At 65.6% G+C, this 24,601-nt stretch carries 21 protein-coding genes, 1 tRNA gene and 1 riboswitch; of the genes, 8 read left to right on the forward strand and 14 right to left on the reverse strand.

Features of this window, described 5'->3' with window-relative positions; genetic code table 11:
- Positions 1–148: 148 nt before the first annotated feature.
- From IPV08_RS12595 to IPV08_RS12605, 3 genes are all read left to right on the forward strand, one after another.
- Positions 149–2,257: a L,D-transpeptidase family protein gene (locus IPV08_RS12595; protein WP_207412115.1), complete on the forward strand. Its 2,109-nt coding sequence runs from the start codon at positions 149–151 to the stop codon at positions 2,255–2,257.
- Between the two features lie 188 nt (positions 2,258–2,445).
- Positions 2,446–4,014, forward strand: a complete 1,569-nt coding sequence (locus tag IPV08_RS12600) for a DUF882 domain-containing protein (RefSeq protein ID WP_210348415.1) — start codon at positions 2,446–2,448, stop codon at positions 4,012–4,014.
- Positions 4,015–4,136: 122 nt separating this feature from the next.
- Positions 4,137–4,207, forward strand: a riboswitch (Fluoride riboswitch).
- Positions 4,208–4,231: 24 nt separating this feature from the next.
- Positions 4,232–5,572: a voltage-gated chloride channel family protein gene (locus IPV08_RS12605; RefSeq protein WP_207412116.1), complete on the forward strand. Its 1,341-nt coding sequence runs from the start codon at positions 4,232–4,234 to the stop codon at positions 5,570–5,572.
- A gap of 214 nt (positions 5,573–5,786) precedes the next feature.
- On the opposite strand, the gene IPV08_RS12610 is transcribed toward IPV08_RS12605, so the two are convergent.
- On the reverse strand, positions 5,787–6,053 hold the full coding sequence (locus IPV08_RS12610; RefSeq protein WP_018044356.1) for a DUF2312 domain-containing protein: 267 nt from the start codon (positions 6,051–6,053) through the stop codon (positions 5,787–5,789).
- Positions 6,054–6,135: 82 nt separating this feature from the next.
- On the reverse strand, positions 6,136–6,444 hold the full coding sequence (locus tag IPV08_RS12615) for a DUF1244 domain-containing protein (protein WP_056429233.1): 309 nt from the start codon (positions 6,442–6,444) through the stop codon (positions 6,136–6,138).
- Between the two features lie 352 nt (positions 6,445–6,796).
- On the opposite strand from IPV08_RS12615, the gene IPV08_RS12620 reads away from it, so the two are divergent.
- Positions 6,797–7,069 (forward strand): hypothetical protein, encoded by a 273-nt coding sequence (locus IPV08_RS12620; protein WP_207412117.1) that lies wholly within the window; start codon positions 6,797–6,799, stop codon positions 7,067–7,069.
- An 84-nt stretch (positions 7,070–7,153) separates the two neighbouring features.
- On the opposite strand, the gene IPV08_RS12625 is transcribed toward IPV08_RS12620, so the two are convergent.
- On the reverse strand, positions 7,154–7,900 hold the full coding sequence (locus IPV08_RS12625; protein WP_207412118.1) for an N-formylglutamate amidohydrolase: 747 nt from the start codon (positions 7,898–7,900) through the stop codon (positions 7,154–7,156).
- Between the two features lie 205 nt (positions 7,901–8,105).
- On the opposite strand from IPV08_RS12625, the gene IPV08_RS12630 reads away from it, so the two are divergent.
- Together IPV08_RS12630 and IPV08_RS12635 are read left to right on the forward strand one after the other, a co-directional pair.
- Positions 8,106–9,434, forward strand: a complete 1,329-nt coding sequence (locus IPV08_RS12630) for a glycerate kinase (RefSeq protein ID WP_207412119.1) — start codon at positions 8,106–8,108, stop codon at positions 9,432–9,434.
- 4 nt (positions 9,435–9,438) lie between these two features.
- Positions 9,439–9,894 (forward strand): DUF1036 domain-containing protein, encoded by a 456-nt coding sequence (locus IPV08_RS12635; RefSeq protein WP_348646114.1) that lies wholly within the window; start codon positions 9,439–9,441, stop codon positions 9,892–9,894.
- A 90-nt stretch (positions 9,895–9,984) separates the two neighbouring features.
- On the opposite strand, the gene IPV08_RS25060 is transcribed toward IPV08_RS12635, so the two are convergent.
- The 3 genes from IPV08_RS25060 to IPV08_RS12655 all read right to left on the reverse strand — a co-directional run bounded on the left by IPV08_RS25060 (position 9,985) and on the right by IPV08_RS12655 (position 13,381).
- A complete protein-coding gene (locus IPV08_RS25060) occupies positions 9,985–11,463 on the reverse strand; it encodes a glycosyltransferase family 61 protein (RefSeq protein ID WP_207412120.1) in 1,479 nt (492 codons plus the stop codon).
- A 114-nt stretch (positions 11,464–11,577) separates the two neighbouring features.
- The gene (locus tag IPV08_RS12645) at positions 11,578–11,721 is read right to left on the reverse strand and encodes a hypothetical protein (RefSeq protein ID WP_207412121.1); all 144 of its coding nucleotides are present in this window, start codon (positions 11,719–11,721) and stop codon (positions 11,578–11,580) included.
- 655 nt (positions 11,722–12,376) lie between these two features.
- On the reverse strand, positions 12,377–13,381 hold the full coding sequence (locus IPV08_RS12655; RefSeq protein ID WP_348646115.1) for a polysaccharide pyruvyl transferase family protein: 1,005 nt from the start codon (positions 13,379–13,381) through the stop codon (positions 12,377–12,379).
- A gap of 222 nt (positions 13,382–13,603) precedes the next feature.
- On the opposite strand from IPV08_RS12655, the gene pyk reads away from it, so the two are divergent.
- The gene (pyk, locus tag IPV08_RS12660) at positions 13,604–15,040 is read left to right on the forward strand and encodes a pyruvate kinase (protein ID WP_056429184.1); all 1,437 of its coding nucleotides are present in this window, start codon (positions 13,604–13,606) and stop codon (positions 15,038–15,040) included.
- A gap of 7 nt (positions 15,041–15,047) precedes the next feature.
- On the opposite strand, the gene IPV08_RS12665 is transcribed toward pyk, so the two are convergent.
- From IPV08_RS12665 to IPV08_RS12685, 5 genes are all read right to left on the reverse strand, one after another.
- Complete coding sequence (locus IPV08_RS12665; protein WP_207412123.1) at positions 15,048–16,061, reverse strand: alpha/beta hydrolase; 1,014 nt, start codon at positions 16,059–16,061, stop codon at positions 15,048–15,050.
- A 6-nt stretch (positions 16,062–16,067) separates the two neighbouring features.
- On the reverse strand, positions 16,068–16,712 hold the full coding sequence (locus IPV08_RS12670) for a hypothetical protein (RefSeq protein ID WP_207412124.1): 645 nt from the start codon (positions 16,710–16,712) through the stop codon (positions 16,068–16,070).
- 84 nt (positions 16,713–16,796) lie between these two features.
- Positions 16,797–16,922, reverse strand: a complete 126-nt coding sequence (gene ykgO / locus IPV08_RS12675) for a type B 50S ribosomal protein L36 (protein WP_003601867.1) — start codon at positions 16,920–16,922, stop codon at positions 16,797–16,799.
- A gap of 232 nt (positions 16,923–17,154) precedes the next feature.
- Positions 17,155–18,498 carry an HlyD family type I secretion periplasmic adaptor subunit gene (locus IPV08_RS12680; protein ID WP_207412125.1) on the reverse strand — a complete coding sequence of 448 codons (1,344 nt, stop codon included), beginning with the start codon at positions 18,496–18,498 and terminating at the stop codon, positions 17,155–17,157.
- On the reverse strand, positions 18,498–20,258 hold the full coding sequence (locus IPV08_RS12685; protein WP_207412146.1) for a type I secretion system permease/ATPase: 1,761 nt from the start codon (positions 20,256–20,258) through the stop codon (positions 18,498–18,500). The genes IPV08_RS12680 and IPV08_RS12685 overlap by 1 nt, the downstream gene beginning before the upstream one ends.
- 425 nt (positions 20,259–20,683) lie before the next feature.
- Between IPV08_RS12685 and IPV08_RS12690 the strand changes: the two genes are divergently transcribed.
- Positions 20,684–21,103, forward strand: coding sequence for a PilZ domain-containing protein (locus tag IPV08_RS12690; protein ID WP_207412126.1), 420 nt, complete (start codon positions 20,684–20,686; stop codon positions 21,101–21,103).
- A 37-nt stretch (positions 21,104–21,140) separates the two neighbouring features.
- Here the strand turns inward: IPV08_RS12690 and IPV08_RS12695 are convergent, their stop codons facing one another.
- From IPV08_RS12695 to IPV08_RS12705, 3 genes are all read right to left on the reverse strand, one after another.
- Positions 21,141–22,376 (reverse strand): DUF1501 domain-containing protein, encoded by a 1,236-nt coding sequence (locus tag IPV08_RS12695; protein WP_207412127.1) that lies wholly within the window; start codon positions 22,374–22,376, stop codon positions 21,141–21,143.
- A gap of 22 nt (positions 22,377–22,398) precedes the next feature.
- Complete coding sequence (locus IPV08_RS12700; RefSeq protein WP_207412128.1) at positions 22,399–23,847, reverse strand: DUF1800 family protein; 1,449 nt, start codon at positions 23,845–23,847, stop codon at positions 22,399–22,401.
- A gap of 283 nt (positions 23,848–24,130) precedes the next feature.
- A tRNA-Val gene (locus tag IPV08_RS12705) sits at positions 24,131–24,205 on the reverse strand.
- Positions 24,206–24,601: the final 396 nt, after the last annotated feature.

A 24,601-nucleotide genomic window follows, 5' to 3' on the forward strand; every position in this document is an offset into this window, starting at 1 on the left:
GCCGGGATGTGCGTCAAGGCACTGCGTTTCGGGCCGGGAGATCCCGGCAAGCCTCCACTGTTGCCCGCGCGCCGTTGCAAGCGGTTGCGCAAGCAGCGATTGTTTGACCGCAAACACGGCCGATACGGCCGGTCCCGGGAGTTTCATCATGGGCGCTTCGCGCTCCGCCTCCGTCGCACTGGCCGCCCTCATGGCCGGTTGTGTCGGCTACGCGGCAAGGGCCGAGCCTCGGCTCGACCAAACTCCGTCCGTGGTGCAGAGCGCCGCCACGCCCTCGGTCTCATCCGATCAGGGACTGGGCGATACGGCGGCGACCGGGGCGATCTCCTCGCCCGTATCCCCCTCCCCCAACCCGGCAGAGCCCGCCGTGGCGGGAGATTCCGCGCAGGTCCCATCCGATGCCCCCCGGGAAGGCGCGTCGGAAACCAGAAGCGCCGAGGATTCACCCTCGAAGGCTGAAACGGGCTCCGAGCCCGCCGCCGCGGTGGCCGCCGCTCCGGTGCCGACCGATCCGATGGGGGCGGCCCTGGCCGCTCGTCTCGCCGATCCGGCCCCCCTTCTCGCCCGCCTGAGCACGAAGGACCGGGAGGCGATGCAGGCCTTCTACGGGCTCGGCGCCTTCAAGCCGGTCTGGGTGGTCGATGGAGCCTTCACGGCTGCCGCCAAGGCCGCCGCGTCGCGGCTCGCCCTCGCGGCCGAGGATGGTCTCAACGTTCAGGCCTATCCGGTACCGGTCATCGGCACGCAGGGATTGACCGAGGCCCAGACCGCCGAGATCGAGCTGAAACTCTCGGCCGCCATCGTGCTCTACGCCAAGGATGCGCGCGGCGCGCGCGTCAATCTGGCCGCCGTCTCGCGCCTGATCACGCCCACCCTCGACATTCCCGGAGCGGATGCGGTTCTGGCGCGCGTCGCCAGCGCCGGCCCGCAGGCCGGTGCCGCGCTGCAGGGCTATAACCCGGCGCAGGCCGGCTACCTCGCCCTGAAAGCCCGGCTCGCCAGCCTGCGCAATCTTCACGGCGCGCCCATGGCGACGTCGCCCGTGTCGATTCCCGCCGGACCGGTCCTGAAGGTTGGGATGCACGATCCCCGTGTCCCTGCCCTGCGCAGGCATTTCGGTCTGCCGACCCGCACCGCCGGTACCCTCGACACCGCGTCGGGCGAGCCGGATGCGTTCGACGGGGCCGTGTCCGCTGCGGTGGCGAAGTTTCAGCGGGGCCGTGGCCTGCCGGCCTCCGGTACGCTCACGCCACAGACCGTCGCCGCCCTCGGCCGGTCCGAGCCGTCTGCACGCGCGAGCGACGAGGAATCGACAGTTCTCGTCAACATGGAGCGCTGGCGCTGGCTGCCGAGCGATCTCGGACGCGACTACGTTCTGGTCAACATTCCCGAATTTCGCCTGCGCGTGATCCGCAATGGGTCGGTGCGCGACGAGACCCGCGTCATCGTCGGTAAGACCGAGACGCCGACGCCGGTCTTTTCGGGGATGATGGAATACGCCGTCGTCAACCCATCCTGGAACGTGCCACCCTCGATCCTGAAGAACGAGTTCCTGCCCGCCTTGGCCCGCGACCCGAATTACGCGGCTCGTCGCGGCTACGAGGTCGTTTATCGCAACGGCAACATCTCCGTGCGCCAGCCGCCGGGCGAGCGGAATGCGCTCGGCTTCATCAAGTTCCTGTTTCCCAACAACCATGCCGTCTACCTGCACGACACCCCCAACCGCTCACTGTTCTCCGCCTCCCAGCGGGCGATGAGCCATGGCTGCGTGCGCGTGGACGATCCCTTCCGTTTCGCCGATTCGGTGCTTCCTGAAGCCTGGTCGAGCGAGCGCTTGAAGAAGCTCATCGGCAAGGGCGAGCGCACCATCCGCCTGCCGGAGAAGCTGCCGGTCCATCTCGCGTATTTCACCCTCGCGGCGGACGATCACGGGGCTTTGCGCACCTATTCCGATCTCTACGGCCACGACGCGCGTATGAAGATCGCGCTCGGCCTCGCGCCGGGAAGCCTGCTCGTCGCCAAAGCTCCGACCAAGGCACCCGCAAAGCCTCCGGCCAAGGTCGCGGCGCGACCGGCGCCATCGGCACCGGGTGCGATTGCGCCGTCGACAGAGGCTCGCCGTACGGTGTCCCGCCCCGCCGTGTCAGCCGGAGCCGCTCCCGTCCGCGCCTCCCGGTCCGCCGAAGCCGCAGGCGTCGATCCATGGGGAGCCCCCCCTGCCCCTGCCCCGGCCCCGGTCTCCCGCGGCTGGTGGTAGCGCGCCTCCTCTTGTTGCGTGAATGTCACGCGAGCCAGAATGTGTGATGCTGCTCTTGCGGCGTCGTGATCGTGCCGGCGCGCCGGCACGATTTCGCCACGGTTCAAACCTAGCCGTTTTGTAGACCGGCGAATGGCTGAGGACCCGATAACCGTCCATTTACGGTTTTCGGCAACCTTGCGTTCACCATGATCCGCGCGACAACGCGCGGTCTGGCAGAGGTGAGGACGATCGTGGGCAGTTCGCTACGAGAAGAGGCCCAGCCGGCCGATCGATCCACCCAGCCTGCCTCGCGCCTGCTCGTCTATCTCCGCAATGCCTCTTCCCGCCCTCGCCTACGCCGCGCGATCATCGTGGCGTCGGGCATCGCCCTGGCGCTCGGCGCGGGCACGCGGGGGACGCAGGATGCGGTCGCCAATGGCGATACCCGCACCCTCTCGATCTACCATACCCATACGAAAGAGAGCGCCACGATCACGTTTAAACGTGACGGACGCTACGATCGGGCGGCGCTGGAACAGCTCAACTGGATGCTGCGCGACTGGCGCATGGACGAGCCCACCAAGATGGACCCGCGCCTGTTCGACACGGTATGGGAGGCCTACCGCTCGGTAGGCTCGCAGGAGCCGATCACCGTGGTCTCGGCCTATCGGTCACCGGGCACCAACGCCATGCTGCGCCGCCGGTCGCGCGCCGTGGCCGAGTTCAGCCAGCACATGCTCGGCAAGGCGATGGATTTCTACCTGCCGGATGTCTCCATCGACCAGCTTCGTGCGGTGGGTATGCGGATGCAGCGCGGCGGTGTCGGCTGGTATCCCCATGCCGGCTCGCCCTTCGTCCATCTCGATGTCGGGTCGGTCCGTTCCTGGCCGCGCATGAGCCATGACCAGCTGGCGCGCCTGTTCCCCGACGGCAAGACCGTGCACCTGCCCGCCGACAACCGGCCCCTGCCGGGTTACGAGCTTGCCCGTGCCGAAGTGCTCGCCCGTGGCGGCACCGTGCTCGGCGTGACCCAGGTCGCGACGGTGGAGGAGGATGACGGCCCGAGCATCAAGGGCTTCTTCGCCAGCCTTTTCGGTGGCGGCTCCAAGACCCCTGCGCCGCCGCCCGAAGCTCCGGCGCGGGCTCGCGCAAAGCCCACCGTTCTCGTAGCTAGTGCCGATCCTGACGACCAGTCCGGCACCCGCGAGGCCCTGGCTTACGCGGCCCCGGCCGCCTCCGATGCCCTCAAAGGTGCTCTTCTGCGCCGTGACGAACGCGATGCGCAGAGCCTCCTCACCCAGGAGGTCGCCAAACCGACCGCTGCCGCCGATGCAGAATCGAGCTTGATCGACGTGCCGCTGCCGCCACGCCGGCCCTCGGAACTCGCCGCAGTCGCCGCGGCCCTCACCATGCCTCTGCCGCCGCCACGGCCTTCCATCCAGGTGGCGAGCCTCGGCCCCACCGGGATGGCCGCGACTCCGACCGTTCCTGCCGCACCCGCCCGCCTGGCCCGGCCCGTGCCGGCCGATGCCGACGCGAAGACGCAATTGCGCGCCCTGTTCGAGGTGGCCGCCGCTTCGACCGCGCCGGCTAGCCGCGCCTCGCCCGTTCATGTCGCCCCGTCGCGTGCTCGCACCGATGCCGCGCCGGCCGGCTTCGTCGCTCAGGCGGAAAGCGGCGTGCGCAGCCGTTTCTCGGGACGTAGCCCCGGCGACGACCTCACCGCCGCGCGCTTCACCGGATCGTCCACCCGCGCTGTGGCTGCCGGTCGCTGAACGTCGCGACGGCGAGGGTCGCCCACCAGCGTCGATGCCGAAACCGGGGCGGCGGTGATGGGCTGCGCATCGTTGGGTACGGGGAGCCGCCCCGGCTTGACGCGATGCCGGCCACGGGACACGAAGGCCCTGGCAATGGATTCTGCCGGGCGTAAGCCGAACCGCCATAAGGGCTGATGATTCCTACCCTTTTGCCATTCAGCAAGACGGTGGAGCCATGCTCGCCTTCCTCAAAAATCGGTTTGCCGGGCTTAAGCGCGCCACGAGGCGATGCGCGGCTTGGGTCGTGGCGTTCGCACGCTGGGCGGTGATCCTCGTGCCGCTGGCGGCCGTCGTCGGCACGCTTTGCGCAGCGTTTCTCTGGAGTCTCGACGTCGCGACGAAAGCCCGGTTCTCGCATCCGTGGCTGCTGTTCCTGCTGCCTGTCGGGGGCTTCGCCATCGGCCTGCTCTATCACCGTGTCGGGCGCAGCGTGGAGGGCGGCAACAACCTCATCGTCGATCAGATTCATGAGCCCGGGGGCGGCGTTCCGCTGCGCATGGCACCGCTGATCTTTCTCGGCACCGTGGTCACACATCTCTTCGGCGGCTCGGCCGGGCGGGAAGGTACGGCGGTGCAACTCGGCGGCAGCCTCGCCAGCGGCATGGGGCGGCTGGCGAAGCTCGATCCGGCGGCCACCCGCATCGTGCTGATGGCAGGCGTGGCCGCAGGGTTCGGGGCGGTGTTCGGCACCCCTATCGCCGGGGCCGTCTTCGCTCTCGAAGTGCTGGCTATCGGCCGGGTGGAATATGGCGCGCTCATCCCCTGCCTACTGGCGTCTGTCATCGGCGATTGGGCCTGCCAGGCCTGGGGCATCCATCATTCGCTCTTTCGCATCGCCTATCTGGCGGACGTGACCGGCCCGATCGCCCTCGATCCGAGCCTATTGGCCAAAACGGCGGTCGCCGGCATCGCCTTCGGGCTCGTGGCGCTCGTCTTCGCGGAAGCCAACCACCTCCTCGGCGGCTGGCTGAAGCGCTTGATTCCCTACGGACCCCTGCGCCCCGTCCTGGGTGGAATGGCCGTGATCGGCCTCGTCTACGCGCTGGGCACCCGTGACTATCTCGGCCTCGGCGTCGCGGCGCCGGATGCGGGAGGCCTGAGCATCGCGAGCTTCTTCGGGCCGGAGGTCCACCCCTGGTCCTGGGCCTGGAAGATCCTCTTGACCGTCGTCACTCTGGCCTCGGGCTTCAAGGGTGGGGAAGTCACACCACTTTTCTTCATCGGCGCCGCCCTCGGCAATGCGCTGGGTAGCCTGATGGGGGCACCCCTCGACCTGATGGCGGCTCTCGGTTTCGTGGCGGTTTTCGCGGGAGCGGCTAACACCCCCCTTGCCTGTACGCTGATGGGGATCGAACTGTTCGGGGCGACACACGGCGTCGCCATCGCGGTCGCGTGTTTCACCGCCTATGCCTGTTCGGGCCATCGCGGCATCTACCTGTCGCAGCGCATCGCCGTCTCAAAGGGTGGGGCCGTCGAGGCGGGGGCCACCCTGCGCGGCGAACGGACCCGGCGCTGAGGCGGCGGGAGGCACCGAGCACCTCCCGCCCGGTCCTCAGCTCGTGTCGTGACGAAGTGGGTCTGCCGTGTCGCACGCCTGTCCGTGCCGCCGCGCGGAGGCGAGCCCGCCGGGCTCAGTGCGACGGTCAGCATCAGCTCGACCCGTCTTCCGCCCAGTCGGTCAGGGGAAGACGGCCGCCTTCGGCCTTGATGGAGCGCCGCGCGATGTCGGGCTACACCATGCCGAGGGCCTGCATGTAGAGCTCCAGGATGGCTTCTTCCTCCTGCCGCTCGGCATGGTCCTTCTTGCGCAGGGAGATGATCTTGCGCAGGGCCTTCACGTCGAAGCCGGTGCCTTTGGCTTCGGCATAGACGTCCTTGATATCGCCGGCGAGGCCGGCCTTTTCCTCCTCCAGGCGCTCGATGCGCTCGATGAAGCTCTTGAGCTGGTCGGCGGCAACCGAGGAGGCATCGACGGCGGGTGCGGCGGAAGCGGCCATGAGCGTCTCAATTCCTGATCTGAGGCGCATCGGGTGGGATGCGCCGGAGGAGGCTGGTTAAGCGATCACGCTTACCGGAAGCTTAGTGCGGCTCGGCTTGCGCCTTCGAGAAGGCCGACTGTTGCTCGGGCGTGGCCTCGGCCTGGTTCAGCCGCTTCCATTCCTCGTAGGGCATTCCGTAGACGCGCTCGCGAGTCTCGTCCTTGCTGAGGCCCAGGCCGCGCTCGTCGGCGGCGTCCTTCATCCAGTTCGACAGGCAGTTGCGGCAGAAGCCGGCCATGTTCATGAGGTCGATATTCTGGACGTCGCTGCGCGTCTGCAGATGCGCCACGAGGCGGCGGAACACCGCGGCTTCCAATTCGGTCTGCGTGGCGGTGTCGATCTCGGTCATGGCAGTTTCCTCATCCTTCGGCTCGCGGGCGGTCACCGCTTTCGCGCGAGGATATACCATCGCTGACGCGCGGTCCCGTTTTCGGGCGCATGGCTTTCGGACGCATGGCTTTCCCGGCGTTCCTGCGCGCGCATGACCTCCCGCGAGAATGCGGGAGGCGCCGGACATTTCTCTCCGCTCTCTTGCGCCTGACGCATCGCAAGGACTCAAATCAGCGCTCGTCCGGCGTCTCGCGCATGCAGGTGCCAAACCGCACGACGTTGCGGCAGGGTTCGTCCTACATCGGGGCTACACAAGAACTCACGGCCCACCGCCCTCTGACGGAGACCGCGACATTCAATAGGACTTAGTCATGAACACTCGTCTCGCTTCCGCCGTCGCTGCTGTTGCTTTGAGCCTCGGCGTCGCTGCTTCGCCTGCTCTCGCTCAGAGCTATAATGCGCCCGCCGGTATCTCGGCCTATGCAGCTCCCGGCAGTGCAGGCCGTCAGGTCGTCGCCGATGACGACTTGACCACCGGGTCGGTCGTCAGCCGCCGCAGCGTCGACTCCGCCCAGGAAGGCAACGCCGAGCAGAACAGCTTCCCGGTCTGGCAGTACGGCCGCACCTCGGGCGGCCCCCGCTAAACAGAGGCCGACGGAATGACGGAAACGGCGGGGCCTGAGCCCCGCCGCTTTCGTATGTGCTGTCTGTTCATCGCGGAATGAAAGTCAGCCGGCTTTCGGCATCAGCGGTCGGAGGAGCTTGGCGAAACGCGCCGCCCATTCGATCTGGCCCGGCTCCAGGGCGATGAGATCCTGCCGGATCTCCACGAGGGCGTTGGGAAGGCCGCGTGCGATGGCGTGGCGATCGATCGTGTCGCCCGGCAGGCCGCCGCCATAAGGCTCGTTGTCGCCCACCGTCAGCCCGGCCGGGTCGGCGCGGAGCCCGGCGATGAGGGGCGCGCTCATACGGTCGTCCCTGTCCCACAGGATGCCCACATGCCAGGGCCGCATATAGCCGCGCCATGAGGCCGTGAAACTGTGCATCGTGACGATGGAGGGCGGCACGCCTGCCTCAGTGGCCTGCGCGACGGCCGTATCCACTGCTTCGTCGAAGGGCACATAGAAGCGCCGGATGCGCTCCTCCTTTCCGGCTTCGTCGATCCTGGCATTGCCCGGCACCACGGCGCCGTCCGACAGACGCATGACCAGCGTCGGGTCCTCGCGCCCCCGGTTGGGATCGATGACCAAGCGTGAGAACCGCGTGAGGATGGCCGGCACGCCGAGATGGGCCGCAAGCCGCCGGGTGACCTCGGCCGCGCCGATATCGTAGGCGATGTGGCGCGCGAATTCCCGCTCGGGCACCCCGAGCTGCGCCAGATCCTCCGGAACGTGATTCGAGGCATGCTCGCAGATAAGGAGGAGACCCGAAGCGGGATCCCCGGGAATCGTCTCGACGGGATGCGGCGGAAACATGAGGCGGGCACGGTCCTTCGGGGCCGATCGGGAGGAAATCCCCCTCTTCAGGCATGAAACACGCCGCCGGTCGGGTCATCGCACGCTTGCCGAGGCGGCAGGGCTCGGGCACAGCACGTATAGGCGATCGCGCCGCCACGGCAATAATCCGGCGGACAAGCAATCCGGCCCGCGCGATCGGACCTTGATGAGACACGGACACGCCATGACCGCGCCTTCACACGCTTCGCCCGCTCCCTCCCCTTCGTCCCACGACGCCGCTCGCGGCCTGCTTCTCGGCTTCCTCGACGAGGCGATCGCCGCCGCGCATCCCTCCCGCTGCCTGGTGCCGCATCTGCCCGCCCCCGGCACTGGTCGGCTGATCATCCTCGGTGCCGGCAAGGCCGGCGGAAGCATGGCCGCGGTCGCGAGCCGGTTCTACCGGGAGCAGCACGGCGTCGACGAGAGCCGCATCGTCGGTCTGGCGGTGGCCCGCCACGGCTACGGCGAAGAAGCCCCGATGATCCGCATGGTCGAGGCCGGACACCCGGTACCGGACCAGGCCGGCATCGACGCCACTATCGACGCCCTGAAGATCGCCGCCGATGCCGGTCCGGAAGACGATGTGCTGGTGCTGCTTTCGGGTGGCGGATCGGCGAATTGGATCGCGCCGGCCGGCGATCTCACCCTCGGCGAGAAACAGGCGATCACCAAGGCGTTGCTGCGCTCCGGCGCGCCGATCAACGAGATCAACGCGGTGCGCAAGCACCTGTCCCGGATCAAGGGCGGCCGGCTGGCCATGATGGCCCGCAACGCGCGCTCGATCCTGACGCTGGCGATTTCCGACGTGCCGCATGACGATCCGGCGGTGATCGCCTCGGGCCCGACCGTGCCCGACCCCTCGACGCTCGCCGACGCGCGCGAGATCTGCGAGCGCCGCAACATTCCCTTGCCGGAGACCGCCAAGGCGCTCCTCAACGACCCGGCCAACGAGACGCCGAAGGCGGGCGACCCCTCCTTCGCCCGCGCCGAATACCGCATCATCGCCCGTCCCATCGACGCCCTGGATGCGGCGGCGGAGGCCGCGAAGCGCGCCGGCTACGAGGTCGTGATGCTCGGCCCCGATGTGGAGGGGGAAGCCCGTGAGGTCGCGGCGGAACACGCCGCCCTTGCCAAGGAGATGAAGGCGGCCGGCCGCAAGGTGGCGATCATCTCCGGCGGCGAACTCACCGTGACCATCGTCGGTGAGGGCCATGGCGGCCCGAACCAGGAATACGCCCTCGCCCTCGCGATCGGCCTCGATGGCGAATCCGGCATCCTCGGCATCGCCGCCGATACCGACGGGACCGATGGCGGACGTGGCGCGGCCACCGATCCAGCCGGCGGGCTTGTCGACCCGACCACGCTGGAGCGCGCCCGCGCCGCCGGCCTCGACCCGGCTGCCATGCTGGCGGACAATGATTCGACGAAGTTCTTCGCCACGATCGGCGACCTCGTCCAACCGGGTCCCACACGCACCAATGTCAATGATTGCCGTATCATTCTCGTCGGTTGACGACGTGAGCTGTCGCCGCCCCTCCCCCATTGGCGGGCGAGGGGCGGTCTTTGCCGGCCTCGTTCTTGCCAGCCTCGTCGCCCGGCCCTTGCCGGCCCAGGCGGACCTCCGTATGTGCAACCAAACCGGGAGCAAGGTCGGCATCGCGCTGGGATATCGCGACGGCCAGGGGTGGGTGACGGAAGGCTGGTGGGACGTGGCCCCCAAGGGCTGCGAAACCCTGCTGCGTGGCGCGCTCGCCTCGAGATTCTATTACGTGTTCGCCGTGGACTATACCCGCGGCGGAGAATGGAACGGTCGCTCGTTGATGTGCACCAAGGACGCCGAGTTCACGATCCACGGCGTCGAGGATTGCCTTGCCCGCGGGTTCGATCGCAACGGCTTCTATGAGGTCGATACCGGCGAGCAGAAAAGCTGGACGATCCAGCTCACGGATCCGAGCCAGCCGGCGGCGCCTTGATCGGATAATATCCTTGCTTGTCGGGAAGGCCCCTTCGACGGGCCAGGGCCGAATTGCAGCGAAATGACAGGCTTCACCTATCGTGACGCGTCATTCGGCCTTGTGCAGTGCCGAATCGAGGAAAGGTACGAAGGAATCGAGGTCGATCGTCCATTCATTGACGAGAATCTGCTGTTCTTCCAACCAAGCGCGGTAATCGTGCCCCTTGGTGATCGACAGGCGCGCGTAGTTGAAACGAAGTGCATATGAGCCGTCCTTGATGGGCAGCAACTCGAGTATCATCGTTCCTGGTCGCGAGAATACGATATGGGACAAGCCCGCACCGTGGGGCGCCATAATCACCGAGGCATGCCGGGCGAGGGCAATTTGGTGCCAGAGCGGAATGCTTGAAAATTCTTGGATCTCAAAGCCACGTTCGCGGGCAAGGGCTTCGATCTCGGCTTCGTTGGTCAGCACGCGACGGTCGGCATCGCGCCGCGTGATGTAGAGGCGTTCCGGAAGCTCGACGCCGTGCTCGGCCGCTAATCGGCTGGCCTCCTCCCCCAGCGTCTCGTAGACCGGATCGAGGTGTTTCCAGCCCACCATCCCCTTGAAGGTGACGGGTGCAAGAAGCAGCCGTTCGACGAAAACCGGTTCCGTCAGCTTCTTCGCCGCTGCGCCGAAGCCGAGGATATCCAGCGTCACCTGCTCGAATCCGGGGTTCTTCCCATTCAACAGGATTTTGAAGCCTTCATCTTCGAGAATATCGCTATCGGGGATCCAGGCGAGACGGGGTAGATAATCCGCGATCCAATGGTAAATCCCACGGCTTCCGCGGTTTCCAGCAAAGCCGATCGAGACCGTCTCGACGGAGGCTCGGTCCAAGGTCGCCATGGGTATCCCACGGGGGACGATGAGTTCACCCTTTTCCGTCCAGATCTGGCCCGATGGTTCCGTGAAGACATTCCGATACTCGATGACTTTCGGTTGTCTCCCCGCTTCCGCCGACTCACGGAATTTCGCAGCATCGCTGGTGAGCATCTCGGCGTGATGAGAGGACGTCTTCGGCGATGCCGTCAGCGCAACCGTACCCCAGACTTCGTTTTTGGGCTGCTTCCGGAAAGAAAAGCTCGTCTTATCACTTTTGATCAGGTCGCCGCCACCGCGGAAGTTGCTCACGCAGTCTTTGAGTTCATTCTTGAGGATAGGATCCTGCAAATGCTTGAAGACGTGTCTTGCGGCTTTGCCGAAGCGCGGCGAGGCCTGGGCCTCGGAATCGGTGATCAGGATACGGGCGCCTTTCTCGGGGTGCTTGCGCAAGGCGAGTTCCTTAACCGCCGCGAGCTTCACACCCACGGAGATGTCCGGTTCGAGGACGCGCTCGGTCACCTGAGTCACTAGCACCTCGTCATTCAACATCAGCGCCGCATAAAGCCGTTGCATGACTAGTTGAGGCTGCAAGATCTGGAGGGCGCGATCCTCCGTCTTATCAATTACGGCGGCCCATTCGTTTGCCACCGCGTGCTTGCGACAGGCATGGAGCACGGCATTCGCATGACTGGGCGATGCTTCGGTCTTCCCAGCGCTCACTATCGTCCAACTCCGTCGTTTCGGCCCAAGGCTGCTAACCCGCGATGACCAGTCTCAATGAGCGGGAGCCGGCGTACAATACGGGGGAGCAGTATTCCCCGTCCGTTCGATCACTCAGTTGTCGCTGGTTGAATCCGAGGCCTTGTCGGGACGGGCCCCGATACGAGCCTTGCGGCGTGCCGCCTTACGAGCGGCGATACGCTCCTGACGCCGCTTCTCGGCCGATTCCGAACGCAGAGGAGTAGATTGCTCGTCCATCGATTTCTCTTGCTTCTACGGGAAACCAGACTGGGTACAACTCCGGTCTTGCACCGCGGGACTACCTTAATGCGTGCAGCGCTGTCAAAGCGAAGCGCTCGACGCTCGCGCTGAATTTTGCTTCTTTTCGATCAGTCGTCTCGGTCTCGTGCCATGCACGGCGAGCCGCCGTATTTCTCAACCGCGGTCACTCCCTGAGCAAACGCGATCCCGGACCGACGCGGCAGCGGATCAAGCAGACCGCTTCGCACACCCATATGAGCGCGAAACCTTGACGCGCGGCCCGCCTCGGTGGTTGTGGCCCCTCGACCCCAATCGGCCGTTCGAACCCGACGGGGATACTCAAAAAACTCCGAGAACCGGAGTGAAACGCTCAGGCCGCACGAAAATCATTGCCACCCTCGGTCCGGCTTCCGACACTCCGGAGATGATCGAGAAACTGTTCCGCGCCGGTGCGGACGGGTTCCGGCTCACTATGAGGCACTTTCAACGAACTCAACCTCGGCGGACCTGAAAGGATGGTCCGCCAGCACGCTCGACTTGGAATTAAGCCTGCTAGGCGGCGCATGAATGGAGGAATGCCTAACGAACCGGTTGGCCTGCCTCGAACTGCAAATGACGCAGAGATAACAACGTAAGGTTCGATGCGTGCAGCTCACTTCATCGGAGGGCGTGTCTCGCTCAAGTTCCGCACCGGGAAGGGAAAGGCTGAGCGGAGCGCCACCGTATCGATGCGCGACGGGGGCAGGACGCAGCGGCGCGCGTCCAGCCAATCCACATCGGTGAACTCGCGCTGCGCTTGGAGGGCCGGATCCGTAAGTCCCACCGATAGCTTGTAATCTTCCACCTTGAAGGAGTTGGTGTCTCCATTGAGGTTCATGTATTGGGCAGGAACACCATAAGCATGAGACACGATGAGACCATGCAATGAGGTCGTGACAATCTCTTCGCAGCTCAAAATATCTCTGATGACACGTTCGATATCGTCGAATGACACCGAGTGGAGGGATATCACTTTGATGTGATCAAGTCCAAGCTTGCGGATCGCAGTCCGAATCTCCGCATCCTGCAGGACGTGGGAAATGATGCCGATCTTGTGGGTCTTGGCAACGTCGGGAGCGTAGATTTCGGGCAGAAGCACTGCGGCGTCGCCATAGATCTCGGGACATTCTGCGCCTGCCGCCAGTACGGCACCGCGGGAGAGCGGGCCGCGAACCGCTGCATAGATCGCCGTGGGACAGAGCGGATCGGTAGCGCGTGGCATGCCCGTCCCCCACAGACGCATACCCGGTCTGGCGAATTTCGCGATACTGCCGATGCAGAGGCCATCGGCCTCCTTACTGGAAACCCAGCGTGGCATCACGCCGAAAGCGTGCCACAATACGTAAGGGGTGAGGATATCGCCAAAATTGCCCGGATAAGGGCTGCGCATCCACCAGATCTTCGGACGATACTGCTCCTCGAGGCCGGCCTGCGCCGCCATGTCCTCGAAGTCGAGAAGCGCGCGGTTGGAATTGAGCATCGGCCTCCATTCCTCGGCCGATTCGGCGAGAAGATCCGCTGCGAGCTTCTCAAATCCTTTCCTGTCGCCTTCCCTGATCAGCGTTGCCAACTTCCGAGAGACCAGCTTGCCCTTGTCGGCCTTTTCCTTCTCCGTCACGCTCCGTCTCCCCAGGCAGCCCGTCGACCCTAATGGCGTGAGCTTATCGTCCCTGCGAAGGCCTGTGTCGAGGGGCCCCATCCGGGCGATCGGCGGGGGCAATCATTTCCAGCCGGCGCCCCTCACCTTGACGCCTGACCCGCCCCGGTGCTTGTGACCGCTCGCCCTCCATTCGTCCGGTCGGTCACGACAGGCGGAATCATAAGAAAACGGGAGACCGGAGTGAAACGCTCGCGCCGCACGAAGATCATCGCCACCCTCGGTCCGGCTTCCGATACGCCGGAGATGATCGAGAAACTGTTCCGCGCCGGTGCGGATGTGTTCCGGCTCAACATGAGCCACCTTCCGCGCGAAAAATTGCCCGAGAAGATCGAGGTGATCCGTACCATCGAGCGCGAGTTGCGCCGGCCCATCGCCGTCCTGGTGGATCTCCAGGGCCCGAAGCTGCGGGTCGCTGCCTTCGCCGAGGGCAGCGCGATCCTCGAGAACGGGGCCTCCTTCGTGCTCGATTCGGATCCGACGCCGGGCGACATCCATCGCGTCTACCTTCCTCACCCCGAGATTCTGTCCGCGCTCGAGCCCGGCCACGTCGTCATCATCGATGACGGAAAGCTGCGCCTCGTCGTGACCGAAGTCTCCGAGGGACGCGCGGTGACGGAGGTCGTCATCGGCGGCAGGATTTCCAACCGCAAGGGCGTGTCCTTGCCCGACACGGTGATCCCGGTCGCGGCCATGACCGAAAAGGACCGCGGCGATCTCGAGGCCGGCCTCAATGCCGGCGCGGACTGGATCGCGGTCTCCTTCGTCCAGCGCCCCGAGGACGTGGCCGAGGTGAAGAAGGTCGCCGCCGGCCGCGCGCTGGTCATGGCCAAGATCGAGAAGCCGCAGGCGCTGACCCGTCTCGACGAGATCATCGAGATCTCCGACGGCATCATGGTGGCGCGTGGTGATCTCGGCGTGGAGATGCCGCTCGAGCAGGTGCCCGGCGTGCAGAAGCGGATCACGCGTGGTGCGCGGCGTCTGGGCAAGCCCGTCGTGGTCGCGACCCAGATGCTGGAATCGATGATCACCGCGCCGGTCCCTACCCGCGCCGAGGTCTCGGACGTGGCGACGGCAGTCTACGAGGGCGCGGATGCGGTGATGCTGTCGGCGGAGAGCGCCTCCGGCGCCTTCCCGATCGAGGCGATCTCAATGATGAGCCGTATCGCCGAGCAGGTGGAGCGCGACGCGCTCTACTGGACGATCCTGACGGCGCAGCGCTCTGAGCCCGATGCCACCGCGTCGGACGCCATTGCGGCGGCGGCGCATCAAATGGTCGGTGCTCTCGGCCTCACCGCCATCATGGCCTGGACGCATTCGGGATCGACGGCCCTGCGTCTCGCCCGCTCGCGGCCCAACGCCACGATCATCGCCCTCACGCCGAAGCGCGAGACCGCCCGGCGGCTGGCCATGTGCTGGGGCACGCACCCGATCGTCACCAACGATGCGAGCGACGTGGACGACATGGCCTTCCGCGCGGCGAAATTCGCCGTTCGCGAACGCTTCGCCGAAATCGGTGACCGGGTCATCGTCGTGGCGGGCGTGCCGTTCGGGACGCCGGGCGCTACCAACCTGGTGCGGATCGCCTTCGTCACCCGCGATCACGCCGCGAGAGCCTGATCGACTGTCAGGGCGCGACGGGTTCAGTTTCCGTCGCGCCGATCTCGGCGGCGAGGCGCTCAATGGCATCCACGAGCGCATTCGTCGCCATATAGGGCACCATGTGGCCGATGCCCGGCAGCAGAACGAGGCGCGCGCCGGGGATAGTCCTGGCCAAAGGCTCCGCATGGCGCGTCGCCGGAACGGCAGCATCCGCATCGCCGGAGACGATCACCGTCGGCACGGCGATCGTACCGTATCGCGGAGCCTGGGCCGCCAAGGCTGCGGGTAGGCCGATCAGGTCTTCGAGATTCGCTAACATCGTCGCGGGGCGCAGCACCAGGGCTGAGCGGCTACGGTCGAGATAATTTCCGGGAAGTTCCTGCGGCCGGAAGGCCGCACGCCCTGCGCGTTCGAGATAATAGAGGCCGAGCGGTGTCGCGACGGTGCGGCTGAGCAGCCAAGCGACCGGGGGCTTCAACGCGACGCGGTAATACCATGGCAGAGGCGCCATGGCCGGAAACGGCATCACAACCGGCGCCACCAGCACGAGGCCGGACACGACCTCCGGATGGTCGAGGGCAATGGCGGTGGCCAGCGCACCGGCCCAGGAATGCCCCATCAGGATCACACGGCCGGTCCCGATACCTTCGATAGCCTGCGCGATGGCGTGTCCCTGTGCCGCCGGACTCGCCATATCGCGGTCGCCGAGGCGGTCGCTCCAGCCGTATCCCGGCCTGTCGAAGGCGATGACGCGAAAACCGCTCTCCGCGAGCCTGCGGCCGACACCTTCCATCGGATCGGCCGCATTGGCCGAAGCCCCGTGCAGGAGCACGATGGTTCCCCTGGAGGAAGGATTCGGACCGGCCTGGATCGTCGCGAGCCGTCCGCCCGCCACTTCCACGGAGGGGCCGAGCGGCGGGAACTTGGTGCCGACCCGCAGGGTGACGATCAAGGTCACGAGAGCGCCGGCCGCGAGCACGCTGACGATCAATCCGAGCATCGCGCCCGCGATCAGGCCGAGCCAGTGCAGAAGAACCATGTCCGGTTACAGGTCCCGTCCGTCGATCTCGGGGACAAGCCGGTCGATGGCGCTCTGGAGCTTCTCCATGCGCGGATAGATGGCGGAGGCGCGTCGGAAAGCGTCGAGGGCACGGCGCTTGTCATCCATCGATAGGTAGATCCGGCCCAGTGCCGCCCAGGCCTCGTAATGTCGTGGTTCCAGCACCAGCGTCCGCTGCAGATCGGCCACGGCATTGGTCTGGTCGGTGAGCAGCCAGAACACCGTGGCCCGCCGGTTCCAGCCCTCCGCCCATTGCGGCTCGAGGGTAGTGGCGCGGTCCATCAACTCGACGGCGAGGGCATAATCGCGGCCCGACATCGCCTGGCGGGCACGTTCGGTGAGGAGATCTGCCGTGGCGCTGCCGGAGCGCCCGAGACGCTGCTCGATCAGGCGGGAGATACCCTTGGCCTCGGCATCGTCCTCGGACGCCTTCAGCCTCGCGTAGAGATCTTCGAGGCTCGGCGCCTGCACCTTCCTGGGTGCATCCTTCTCGGTTTCTCTGACCCGTCCGGTCTCCCGGCCCTGACTCGCTTGAGGCAGAGCGTCGGCGGACGATGCCCCTAATGAAAAAAACGCGGCGCTCAGGAGCGCAGCGTTGAAAAGAATGCCGAGGTGCCGGGACAGCGTCATGAGAGCGAGCTTCCTCGCCCTTCACGCCGCCGTCAACAGGCAGGCTTGACGCGGCTGCCCCGAATTGCCGGGCAGCCCGCAGCCTCAGCCCTGGCGGGCCTTGAAGCGCTTCTGCGTCTTGTTGATGACGTAGACGCGGCCCTTACGGCGCACGAGCTGGTTGTCGCGGTGACGGCCACGGAGGGACTTGAGGGAGTTGCGAATCTTCATCGGTCTCACGTCGGCCGGGTTTGAGCCCGCCGCCTGTCCATAGGGTCTCGGGAACGAGGCACCTCGGTAAGGCGTCCTCGGCGATGGCAGTTCACGCATCGCGGAAAGGCGGTTGCCATATCAGGCTTGAGCGCCTGAAGGCAAGATGCAACCGACCTGCCCATGATGCGGATTCTTCAAACTCTCGCCCCGACGCATGGTCGGGGTCTCCATGCTTCGCCTCTCGGAGCCGTCAACGCTCGCGCCAAGCCTTGGCGATCTGGTCCGTCAGAGGCTTCGTCAGGTAGGAGATGACCGAGCGGTCCCCGAGTTGCATGAACGCTTCCACAGGCATGCCGGGCACGAGCTGGACCTTGCCGAGGCGCTCCACCTGATCCTCCGTCATGCGGATGCGCGCGGTGTAGTAGGTCATGCCGCTCTTCGGGTCCTGCGAGACGTCGGCCGAAACCCGGCTCACGATCCCGTCGATCTCGGGCGTCACCCGCTGGTTGAAGGCCGGGAAACGCAGGACCGCCCGCTGATCCACACGCACGTTGTCGATGTCCTGCGGCTGAATCTTTACTTCGACGATGAGCTTGTCGGCGTCGGGCACGATCAGCATCGCCGGCTCGCTGGGAACCACGAGACCGCCGATCGTGTGCACGGTCAGCTGGTGGACCGTGCCGTTCTGAGGCGAGCGCATGTCGATGCGCTTGAGCTGATCCTCCGCGGCGATGCGCTTCTCGACATATTCCGACCAGCGGCCGCGAATCTCCGCGAGTTCCTTTCCGGTCTCGGTGCGCATGTCCTGATCGATCTGGAAGATCTGCAGTTCGATCTCGGTGATCTTCCCCTTGGCCGATGCGGTGGAGGCGATGAGCTGACCGCGCTCGCCCTGCAGCCGGGCGCCGTCGCGTTCGAGCGCCGTGACGCGCGAGAGCGGCACCAGGTTCTTGCCGTAGAGCTCGCGCACCCCTTTCAGCTCGGTCCCGATCAGCGCCGTTTCCCGCTCCTTGGCGGCGGCCTGTTCGGTGAGACCCTTGATCTCCTCGCCGAGCTGGGAGACGCGCTCGCGCAACTGCGCCTTCTGGCCCTCACGGCCGGCGACGCGGGCTTGGAACAGACGGGTTTCGCTGTCCACCAGATGCGCGACGGACGGATCCTTGGCCTTGCGGGCCAGGAGATCCGCCGGGAAGGTGATCTCGGATGCGCCGTCACGCTCCGCCTCGTCGCGGGCGCGGCGGGCCGCGAATTCGTCGAGCGCCTTCAGGATGATGTCGAGATTGGCGCGGGTCTGGGTCTCGTCGAGGCGGATCAGGATGTCGCCGGCCTTGACCCGTGCGCCCTCCTTCACCCGCAACTCACCGACGACGCCGCCGGTGGGATGCTGGACCTTTTTCACATCCGATTCGACCATGAGCTGGCCCGGAGCGATCACCGCTCCCGAAATCATCGTGAAGGTGGCCCAGCCGCCGATGCCGACGACGAGGACGGCGCCGACACCGATGGCGACGGCAAGGTGGCGGCGGATGGACCCGTTGGCCGTGGGGCGGACCTGGGCGGCGGGAAGTCCGACGGGCGACAGTGCGATGGCCATCACGCGCTCTCCTGAAGGGTGGCGACGTTCGCGCCGGTTCGTTGTGCGGCGACGGGCTCGGCAGCGGGAGCTGGGGTCGACCGAAGGACGCGCTTGAGCACCTCGTCCTTGGGGCCGAAGGCCTGGGCCCGCCCGTCGGCCATCATCAGGATCATGTCGACGGCCGCCAGGGCGCTGGGGCGGTGCGCCACGACGATGCAGATGCCGCCGCGCTGCCGCACACCGACGATGGCCTGGGTCAGGGCGTTCTCGCCCTCCCCGTCGAGATTCGAGTTGGGTTCATCCAGCACTACGAGGAAGGGGTCGCCATAAAGCGCCCTCGCCAGGCCGACACGCTGGCGCTGACCCGCCGACAGGCCGGCGCCGCCCTCCCCGATCCGGGTGTCGTAGCCTTCCGTGAGGCGCAGGATCATCTCGTGGATGCCCGCCGATTTGGCCGCCGCGATGACGGCGCCCGATTGGGCGTTGGGATCGAACCGCGCGATGTTCTCGGCGATGGTGCCCGCGAACAGCTCCACTTCCTGCGGCAGGAAGCCGATATGCGGTCCGAGATCGGCGCTGGACCATTGGTCGATGGCTGCGCCGTCGATCCTGACTTTGCCGCGAACGGGAGGCCAGACGCCGACGATGGCGCGGACGAGGCTGGACTTACCCGACGCGCTCGGGCCGATGATTCCGAGCCCCTGTCCGCGCTGCAGCGAAAGGCTGACATCCTGGACGACGATGCGCTGGGTGCCGGGCGGTGCGAGGGTGACGTTCTCGGCGACGAGACTCTGCGACGGAGCGGGCAGCGCGTGGGGCTGTTCGGCGGCGGGCAGGCGCGCGAACAGCTCCGAGAGCCGCGCCCAGCTCTGGCGCGCCTGAACGAATCCCTTCCAGTTCGCAATGGCGAGTTCCGCGGGAGCCAGGGCACGGGCGACGAGGATCGACGAGGCGATGATGACGCCGGCCGAAGCCAGATTGTTGATGACGAGCCATGCGCCGAGGGCAAGCACACCCGATTGCAGCGCCATGCGGAACACTTTCGAGCCCGCACCGAAACCGCTGGCGACGTCCGAGACGTTCATCTGCGACTGCATGTAGTCGCGGTTGGCACCACCCCAGCGATCGGCGAAACGTCCCTGCATTCCCATGGCGGCGAGCACCTCGGCATTGCGGCGGCCGGCTTCCGCCAATCCGTTGCGGCGCATGCCGTGGGCGGTGGCGGTCTGCGAGGGCCCGCGCGTCGAGCGATCCGTGGTCAGGGCGAGGACGGCCAGGACCGCCGCGCCCACGAGCGCGGCGACGCCGATGAGCGGGTGGAAGAGGAAGCAGATGAAGACGTAGATCGGCATCCACGGCAGATCGAAGAAGGCCGAGGGGCCCGTGCCGCCGAGGAAGGCACGCAACTGGTCGAGATCGCGCAGGGGCAGCAGCCCGTCGCCCGGGGTGGCACCCTTCAGGGGAGCCCGTACGACGATGTCGAACACCCGCGCGCTGAGGGCTTCGTCCAGAGACGCGCCGACGCGTGCAAGGATACGCGAGCGGATCGTCTCCAGAATGCCCTGAAATCCGTAGAGGACGAGGGCGAGGATCACCAGACCGACCAGTGTCGGCACGCTGCGGCTCGGAATGACGCGGTCGTAGACTTCGAGCATGAAGAACGATCCGGTCAGATATAAAATGTTGACCAAACCGCTCATCACCGCGACGCCGATGAACGCTGTCCGGCAACTTGCCAACGCCGAAATGATCTCGGCCGATTCCCGCCCCTTAGCCACTGCCGCCCCCGCCGTCACGTTCGATTGTCAAGCTTAGTTCGTAGGAAAGTCTGCGATACCGTTTGCGAACGGCGGTCGGACACTCTCTTCCTCTTAGAAGAAAAGTGTGAATTCGAGAACTCGAAAACATGCCCGTGCGGTTGGATTATGACCGCCTGCGTCCGGCGGGCGCTTCTCCAGCAGCGCCTTTGGTAGTCCAATCCAGCCTTTGTGGGGGTGATCAGGTGCATCTTTTGACTGGCGAAGTCCGCGCGCATCTGGGCCAATCCGGCGACGAAAATGTCCGCGATGCCCTATGCTTCGGATTGCGCGACCTCGCGTATCGGCCGCCAAGCACCGCGAGAAATTCCGATTGCCAGTAGATGTCCGTAAACGTTCTCGGCTTATGCCGATGCGAGTAATGGCGAAACGCCGGAGCGTCTTAAGTGCGGTCGGACAAAGAGACGGGCGAGTCGCAGGATCCGGTGCCGCGGCGCGAGGACCGGAACTCAACCAACTGGATCGCGAATATCCGCCTTCCGGACGGTAGCGAAATCCCCTGCACCGTGAAGGACGTCTCCAAATCCGGTGCCAAGCTCGGCATCCCGTCCTACCAAGCTTTGCCGCCTTCCTTTCTGCTCCGCATCATCGGCCGTGACTTCGTCTGCATGGTGAAGCTCGCCTGGAGGCGGGGTGACTATGTCGGCGTCAGGATCGAGCGCGTCGGGAAGGTGGCGCCGTCTCGCGCCAAACAGGTCGCGCAGCTGCCCCCGGCCGTGGAGAGCGCCGTAGAGGAGCCCCCAAACACCGACGAACCGGGCGGCGTCGGCATCCCTTCGCGCAGACGGACCCCCTCCATCTTTTGACGAGGGTCGATGGCGTAGCCTCTGCGCCTCGCGCAGGTCAGGCCCGAAGCAGATCCCTCATACCGGGGGCCTTCTCGCTGCCGGGGAAGATCTTTTCCGACAGGATCTTCTCCTCGAACCCGAACTGATCGATCAGCAGGCCCTTCATCACGGCGCGCAGATCCGTGGTCGGCGCGAGGTCGCGACCTTCGAACAGGGCGCTTTCCTTCAGGCTCGGCCAATCGGCGATCACCCGTCCCCCTGCCACCGCGCCTCCGACGAGGAAGGCCACCGTCGCCGTTCCGTGATCGGTGCCGGAGGAGCCGTTCACATGCACGGTGCGGCCGAATTCCGTGACGATCAGAACGGAGGTCTGTGCCCAGGAGGCGCCGAGTCCCTCCTTGATCGCCGCTATGCCGGCATCGAGGGAGGCCAGGTTCCTGGCAAGACGCCCCTCATAGGGGCCTTGGGACGAGTGTGTGTCCCAACCGTCGAAGTTCATCACGGCAATGCGGGGGCCGGTGACGGGCGCCATGAGCGAGGCCGCAGCGCGGGCGGCCGAGGCGAAGCTGTTGGGGCCCTTCAACGGCTGCTTGCCCATCGCCGCCATGCTCGGATCCGAGGCGATGAAATCGTCGACCTGCACACCCTCGCGCAGGGCATTTGCCAGGGCCTGGTCCTTGTCGTCGTAGAGCGCTTGAAGCCGCATCAGCGTATCGGCCGAGGCGTAGGGCAGAGTCTGAGGCTGCCATGTCTCGACCTGGGCCGGACCACGCAGGATCAGCGGTGTTGTTGCGCTGACGGAAAGGGCCTTGGTCGGCCGCAACTCGATGCCCTTGGCCTTGGGAATGAGGGACAGTGCGCGATTGAGCCAACCGGTATCGACGCCGGAACTGGAGCGCGTCATCCCGTTCTCGAGGACCTCCTGCGCGTCGAAATGCGAGCGGGCGCGGTAGGGGGTAGCGACGGCATGGAACAGCGTGGCCTCGCGCTTGGCATAGAGATCGGCCAGGTTCGGCATGGCCGGATTGAGCGAGAACAGCGGATCGAGCCGGAAGGGCGTGTGCGTCGGGGACAGCTTGAAGCCGGAGCGGATCGAAGCGAATTGCGGATCGCCCACCGGCATCACCGCCGACAGGCCGTCGAGCCCACCGCGCAGCACCACCACGAGGAAGCGCGGGTCGCGGCCGGACGCGGCCCAGACCTTCGGCACATAGGGCCAGGCGAAGAGGGCGCCGGCGCCGAGCAGCAGGTTGCGGCGCGTCGGCAGGTGGGCGTGTTCCTGAGGATTCATGGGGTCATCGCCTCTCGACCGGCTAGCGCCGCTGGAATTCCGGACTGAGCATCAGCAGGGCCAACGCCTGTTCGGGGCTTTCGCCCTGCCTGATCACGCGCCGGGTCTCGTCCGAGAAATAGCCGCCGATCCGGTCGTCCACGAGTTTGCGGATATCGACATGGTTCGCGTTGAACGTCGCGCATTGCTGCGCCCAGTCGATCCGGCTCTTGATGCCATCCGAGGTCGCCCAGGCATCGTCTTCCTCGGCCCATCCCTTGGGTGACGGGGCGGCCAGGAACGGCTGGCCCATCGCGAGAAGCGAGGCTTTCGGCGATGGCCTAACCGGCGCTTGTCCGAGGAGGCGACCGGTCGCGGCGAGGAACTCGATCGGCGAGCGGAGCTTCACGGGAGCGGCGGTCCAGGCCTCGTCGTTTTGGATCAGCGCGGCGGTCACGGCCTTCAGGTCGCCGTCGCTGTCCTGAAAGACCTTGGCGAGATTCTTCTGAAGAGAGTCCGACGCCTTTTCCGATACGAACGCACGCGCCATCCGTCGCGTCACGTAGCGTGCCGTTGATGGGTGGCGGACGAGGTCGGTCAGGACCGCGGGAAACTCCTCCGCTCCCGCTTCCGCGTAACGCTTACCGAGGATGGTCTTCGGCCCTGGTTGATGCTGCCGTTCACGGAACACCACCTCGCCGAAAGTCTCGGATCTTGGGCTGATATCCACGGTCCAGCCCGTGAGGACGGAGGCCAATGCCGTGACGTCGGCCTGACTGTAGCCGCCATCGACGCCCAGTGTGTGGAGTTCGAGCACCTCGCGTCCGAGATTCTCGTTGAGGCCGGATTTCTTGATGCGACCAACCTTGGAATCGGGGCCGATCGAGGATGCGTTGTCGAGATAATAGAGCATGGAGGCGTGCAGGATCGCCGCCTTGGCCATGTCGTGAAAGCGGCCGAGAATGAATGGCCGAATGGCTTCGCGCTGGAACGAACCCGCCGTAAGGCTGGATTTCCCCTTCCCAGCCCCGATGGTGAAGTGATTGGTCCAGTGTAGAAACAGCCGCTCGTGCAGAGGTGCCTTGGTCGCCGCCGCCAGTCTGAGCCAGGTGATCAGCTCATCGGCGTTCTTCGTGATCGACCCCTGAGTGGCCTTGGCCTCGGAGTCGTTCTCCATCATGCCGCCACCCATTGATGGCTCTGCGCCGGGTGCCATCGCCATGGCACCATCTTGCATATTGCTGCCTAGCTTGACCTTGGCACCGTCCGCATCCGCCATCGCTTCGCGGCGCTGCTTCGCGAGCTGACGACGATGCATCATTGCCTGCAGCTGATCGGTCGTTGACATCAGTTTGGCTTCGGGCGCCGTCACCGACATGTCGAGCTGAGCGCGAACGTAGCCGCGCGGATCGTCGAGGGCGCGTAGATCGATGGCGCTGCATCCGAGGCCGAACCGTCCGACCGCATTCGAGAATGCCAAGTTTCGGCTCATCATTATCTCCGGCATCCGGCACGGTGGCCGAGATGCCCGGCACCGAATGAAAGCGCTCGCCTTACACTCTTTGTCTGAGGCGGTTCTGTGACCGGGACGGCGGCTCACGCAAGCGTGACAGTGGCTGGCATGAGACAACTGCCATTCACTGCCTGGGGCGCGATGGACGCGGAAGCCTCGACGTATGAGCAAGTCGTGCGTTCACGACGGAGGGGCTGCCAGAACGAGAAAAAGCCCCGTTTCCGGGGCTTGTGTTCTCTCGTCCATCTCGCCCGAAGGGAAATGGTGGGCGCGACAGGGATCGAACCTGTGACCCCTACCATGTCAAGGTAGTGCTCTCCCGCTGAGCTACGCGCCCCGGCTGAAGCGTTTCCGCTGCAGCGAGGAGCGGCGTATAGCTTTCGGCTGGAACGGGCGTCAAGGGCCTTTTCGCGGAAAGCAGGCGTTCCTTCGATCCGGGCCGCGTTTTCTTCGATGGGACCACCCTATCCCATCGAGCTCTAGGTGAGGCATTTATATTGCGGCGCAGCATAGAGATGCTTGAATGAATATCGTGACGGAGCGTAAGTGGATTTTTATTCCAGGCATTATCAATAAGAGGAATGGAAAAATCGACACCTTCATGACAATCCAAGGATATGCTATAAATCACCTTTTACTATACTATCACAAATATGACAGGCGTATTAGCATTGGGGATTTTCTGATGCATAGATTGTTGAGTTATGTAAATTAAGTCACGTTTGTTACTAAG

This window comes from Methylobacterium sp. SD274 (assembly GCF_017355285.1).
Taxonomy (GTDB): Bacteria; Pseudomonadota; Alphaproteobacteria; order Rhizobiales; family Beijerinckiaceae; genus Methylobacterium.